The sequence below is a fragment of the Polynucleobacter sp. 35-46-11 genome (genome assembly GCF_002281105.1).
Window position 1 is genome coordinate 1 of record NZ_NCFJ01000214.1, and the last position, 4107, is coordinate 4107.

Consider the following 4107-nt stretch of genomic DNA (forward strand, 5'->3'; position numbering starts at 1 on the left):
CAGATCGCCATCAACCTGAATATTGCGAGTCATCTGAAAAGTCAGCTCTACGGCATCGTTTTCAAGTGCAGAGAACAAGGCTGTTGGGAAGTTGGGTTGACCAATTAAACGCAGCGCCTTTACTTGCTCCTCAGTACCGCCTGCTTTGATAAATGGAGGGGCATGATGAAAGAACTCGTACTCAGCACCATTGAGAACAGCTACCCCACACATTGCCAGCTCACGTAGCTTTGGATCCAAGGAGAGGTTATTGCGTATCTCGCCAACAAAATGATTCCAACCCTCAGCAATAGGGGTGCTGTGTAACAGCATGCGGTCTAAATTGATGAATTGGCCACCTCGACGCTGGCGAATCGCGGCGACTAGCTCGGCCGGCTCTGCCAAATCCATAGGCTGGTAAGGGATTAAACGTTCAGACATGGGTGCTCTTTGGGTTTTAATGGGATTGGGTCTGTAGGATCGTAGATTATCACTCGAATACCATCTTCCTCGATAATGTCGCAATCGACACAAAATATTTGCCATGAAACCGATTCTGAACATAGCCGCCTACTTATTTGTCAGCCTAGACAATCTGATTGAATTGCGCACCAAAATTCTTGAAGAGTGCAACGCTCGGCAACTTAAGGGAACCATCCTCTTAACAGGTGAAGGCATCAATATGTTCTTGGCTGGTAGCGAACCAGATCTACGGAGTTTTTTGGATTGGCTTCGATTAGATCCACGCTTCAAATTACTAGAATCAAAAGATAGCTGGTCCGAAACACAACCATTCAAAAAAATGTTGGTCAAGATTAAGAATGAAATCATTCGGATGAATCACCCTGCGATTCGCCCTGAAGAGGGTCGTGCAAATTTCATTACACCGAAGAAATTACAAGAATGGCTCGATCGCGGAACGGACGACTTAGGTCGCCCTGTAGTCATGGTGGACACGCGCAATGCATTCGAAGTTGAGTATGGGACGTTTGAGAATGCACTGCATTTCAATATCGAGAAATTTACAGAATTCCCAGCAGCAATCTCTGCGCATAAAGATGCGCTAGCCGATAAAACATTGGTGAGCTTTTGCACTGGCGGAATTCGCTGCGAAAAATCCGGTCTCTACATGCGTGAGATTGGTATGGAGCATAGCTATCAGCTAGAGGGCGGCATCCTTAAATACTTCGAGGAAGTTGGCTCAGACCACTACACTGGGAGCTGTTTTGTATTTGATGAGAGAGAGGCTCTAGAGCCCAACCTGGACTCTATCCCACTAGAGCGCTCTATTCGGAAAAAACAAACCACTTAAATACTAAAAACTTAGTCGGATTTGCCTACCAAAGTCATGTGCTCAACAAAAGGTGGCTTTGTAAAGAAAGGGCCAACAATAGCTCGCCAATCAGCAAATGCTGCTGACCCCCGAAAATCCACAGTGTGATTTTCCAAGCTGTCCCAATAAATTAGTAATAAGTAACGCGCTGGGCTCTCAATAGTACGATTTACCTTAAATCCTCGAAACCCTTTAGCTTTGGAGATCACGGTATTGACGCCATGCAAAATGGCCTCTTCAAACTCGGCAGACTTACTAGGATCAATTTCTATATCGCAGTGTTCCAAAATCATGGGTATTCCTTTATAAAAATCAATAAAGATAGATAGTAAACTCAAACAGCATAATTAATAACGATTCGAGAGACATGGCTAATTTACCTAATGTTGTCATTCTTGGCGACTATGAGCGCGCCCTCCGTCGCTTTTCCAATTGGGAAAAAGTAGATCGGCAGTGCCATATCACCATTCACCATGAACCCCTTCACGGTGAAGCCCTATATGAAGCAATTAAAGATGCAGATGTCATTGTGCTGGCGAGGGATCGCACCCCCTTTAATGAAGCCCTGATTGCTCGCCTTCCGAAGCTGAAGTTATTCCTATTTACCGGCAAGCGTAACGGCACCCTAGATGCATCTGCCCTGATTTCACGCAATATTCCGGTTGCCTGCACGCCAGGAGGCCCCTCCAAGGAAACTACTACCGAGTTAACTTGGGCTTTAATCCTAGGCGCTTCAAAACACTTAGTTCGCCAAAATAACTTGTTGCACACAGGTGGCTGGCGCGATGAACTCTCTGTTCTACCAATGCTGTCTGGTGAGCGTCTTGGAATTATTGGCTTAGGTTCAATCGGTAGTGCTGTCGCCAAAGTGGGGCAAGCCTTTGGAATGGAGCTTGTTACTTGGAGCCCCAATATGACAACTGAACGAGCTGCTGCCCAAAATGCCAAGTCGGTCGGTCTAGAAGAGCTTCTGAAAACATCTAAGGTTATTAGTCTGCATCTGGTGGCCGGGCCAAAAACAAAAGGATTGATTGGCGCCCAAGAGTTAGCGATGATGCGGTCCGACGCGCTACTCGTGAATACCTCACGCTCCGCCCTCATTGATACACGGGCCCTACAAGAAGCGCTAGCCGCTGGTAGACCCGGTCAAGCAGCGATTGATGTTTTTGAGATTGAGCCACTCCCCATAAATGATGCCCTAAGAAACATACCCAATTTACTCACCACGCCTCACCTAGGATTTGTGGCTGAGCCTGTTTTTGCAATGTTCTCCAAAGGAATTATTGATACTCTTGAGGCATGGCTCGAGCACAAGCCGCTACCGCATCCATTTGAGCCTTAATTATTCTTTGAAGACACTTACCACAACAGAATTATTTATCAGCTTCAGCAAAATCGGTATGTCTGGTTTTGGTGGTGTCCTGCCATGGGCGAGACGCACGCTAGTTGAACAAGACAAAATTCTTACGTCTGAAGAGTTCAGCTCCATCCTAGGTATCTGCCAAATTGTTCCCGGCCCAAATGTCGTCAACCTAGCCGTGTGTATCGGCTCACGCTTTGGTGGAGCCAGGGGTGCTTTTGCAGCAGTTGCAGGCCTAACATTGGGGCCAATTTGCATCGTCATGCTATTGGCACTCTTGTATACCCACTATAGCTATTTGGAATCAGCTCAAGGGGCTCTTCGAGGAATATCTGCCGTTGGCGTTGGCTTAATCGCCTCTACAGGCATCAAGATGTTGCGTGATGAGTTGCGCTTTCCAGCAATGCTCCTGGTGGTGCTCGTGACTGTCATTGCTGCCAGTTACTACCAGTTGGGGCTTGGCTGGGTGGTGCTGATTGCATCGCCACTTGCTTGGATTTTGGCGCAAAAGAAAGCTCGCAAACTATGAGTATTTTGCTGAGCCTGTTTCTCAAAATGTCTGCTTTTTCGCTGATTGCTTTCGGCGGAGTAAATGCCTTACTTCCTAGCTTGCTCAATTTATCTGTTTACCAAGAGCATTGGATAGACCTTCAAACTTTTGCTGATTATTTTGCAATTGCTCAAGCCGCTCCAGGGCCGAACTTCATGACAGTCACACTGATTGGCTGGCATATCTATGGAGTTTTAGGGGGGCTGATTGCAACTATTGCTATTTCATGGCCCTCCTCTATCTTGGTGTATCACTTGCAGCGTCTTTTCTTGAGAATGAAGGATGAGCATAAAAAGAAGTCCATTCAATATGCAGCGGCAGCTCTTGCCATTGGCTTAGTGCTTTCTTCAGCATGGCAGATTGCACTACAAATTAATCACAGCTATGCCGCATATGCACTCACACTCATCACCATTGGGGTTACTGTTTTTACTCGCTGGCACCCTTTATATCTCATCGGGCTCGGTGCAATCTTAGGCATCCTGGGACTTGTTTAAAAGCCCCGACCCAATCAAGAAGATTACTTCAGCGCCTGGTAGGTCAGAATACCTAGGAGGGTTAAGGCGAGCGAACCAAACAAATTTAAAAGTGCAGTACCCAATGCCCATGTCATTTCACCGCGCTGCATAAAGCCAACAACTTCAGCAGAAAAACTGGAGAAGGTGGTGAGGCCACCCAAGAAACCGGTGATGATGAATAACTTCCATTCAGGGGATAGGCTGGGGTTATTACCAAAAAAAGCTACCGCAATACCAATCAAGTAGCCGCCAACCATATTGGAGATAAAAGTTCCCAAAGGAAGTGTCGCTGCAAGACTCACTGTTGCAAGATTAAATCCCGCTCTTAGCAAAGCTCCAAGACCCGCACCACAGAAGATTGCAAGAA

General features: G+C 46.6%; 7 protein-coding genes. 4 read left to right on the forward strand and 3 right to left on the reverse strand.

The genetic code is table 11. The features are described from left to right. On the reverse strand, nucleotides 1-420 hold a 420-nt coding region (locus tag B7Y67_RS12075; protein WP_293598857.1), incomplete at its 3' end, for a carboxymuconolactone decarboxylase family protein. 103 nt (nucleotides 421-523) lie between these two features. Between B7Y67_RS12075 and B7Y67_RS12080 the strand changes: the two genes are divergently transcribed. Continuing rightward, on the forward strand, nucleotides 524-1291 hold the full coding sequence (locus B7Y67_RS12080; protein ID WP_293598858.1) for a sulfurtransferase: 768 nt from the start codon (nucleotides 524-526) through the stop codon (nucleotides 1289-1291). Nucleotides 1292-1302: 11 nt separating this feature from the next. Here the strand turns inward: B7Y67_RS12080 and B7Y67_RS12085 are convergent, their stop codons facing one another. After that, the gene (locus B7Y67_RS12085) at nucleotides 1303-1605 is read right to left on the reverse strand and encodes an antibiotic biosynthesis monooxygenase (RefSeq protein ID WP_293598859.1); all 303 of its coding nucleotides are present in this window, start codon (nucleotides 1603-1605) and stop codon (nucleotides 1303-1305) included. Between the two features lie 74 nt (nucleotides 1606-1679). On the opposite strand from B7Y67_RS12085, the gene B7Y67_RS12090 reads away from it, so the two are divergent. Genes B7Y67_RS12090 through B7Y67_RS12100 form a run of 3 tightly spaced genes read left to right on the forward strand, consistent with a single transcriptional unit; the run spans nucleotide 1680 to nucleotide 3719 of the window. Next, the gene (locus tag B7Y67_RS12090; RefSeq protein WP_293598860.1) at nucleotides 1680-2654 is read left to right on the forward strand and encodes a D-2-hydroxyacid dehydrogenase family protein; all 975 of its coding nucleotides are present in this window, start codon (nucleotides 1680-1682) and stop codon (nucleotides 2652-2654) included. A gap of 7 nt (nucleotides 2655-2661) precedes the next feature. Beyond that, nucleotides 2662-3201: a chromate transporter gene (locus tag B7Y67_RS12095; protein WP_293598861.1), complete on the forward strand. Its 540-nt coding sequence runs from the start codon at nucleotides 2662-2664 to the stop codon at nucleotides 3199-3201. Continuing rightward, nucleotides 3198-3719: a chromate transporter gene (locus B7Y67_RS12100; protein WP_293598862.1), complete on the forward strand. Its 522-nt coding sequence runs from the start codon at nucleotides 3198-3200 to the stop codon at nucleotides 3717-3719. Before B7Y67_RS12095 ends, B7Y67_RS12100 begins: the two co-directional genes overlap by 4 nt. Nucleotides 3720-3742: 23 nt before the next feature. On the opposite strand, the gene crcB is transcribed toward B7Y67_RS12100, so the two are convergent. Beyond that, nucleotides 3743-4107: fluoride efflux transporter CrcB (gene crcB / locus B7Y67_RS12105; RefSeq protein ID WP_293598863.1), on the reverse strand; the 365-nt coding region annotated here is incomplete at its 5' end.

What these genes read in the sequence shown, in the direction of transcription:
- B7Y67_RS12080 (WP_293598858.1), top strand. Translation starts at nt 524, where the DNA reads ATGAAACCGATTCTGAACATAGCCGCCTACTTATTTGTCAGCCTAGAC.
- B7Y67_RS12085 (WP_293598859.1), bottom strand. Translation starts at nt 1,605, where the DNA reads ATGATTTTGGAACACTGCGATATAGAAATTGATCCTAGTAAGTCTGCC.
- B7Y67_RS12090 (WP_293598860.1), top strand. Translation starts at nt 1,680, where the DNA reads ATGGCTAATTTACCTAATGTTGTCATTCTTGGCGACTATGAGCGCGCC.
- B7Y67_RS12100 (WP_293598862.1), top strand. Translation starts at nt 3,198, where the DNA reads ATGAGTATTTTGCTGAGCCTGTTTCTCAAAATGTCTGCTTTTTCGCTG.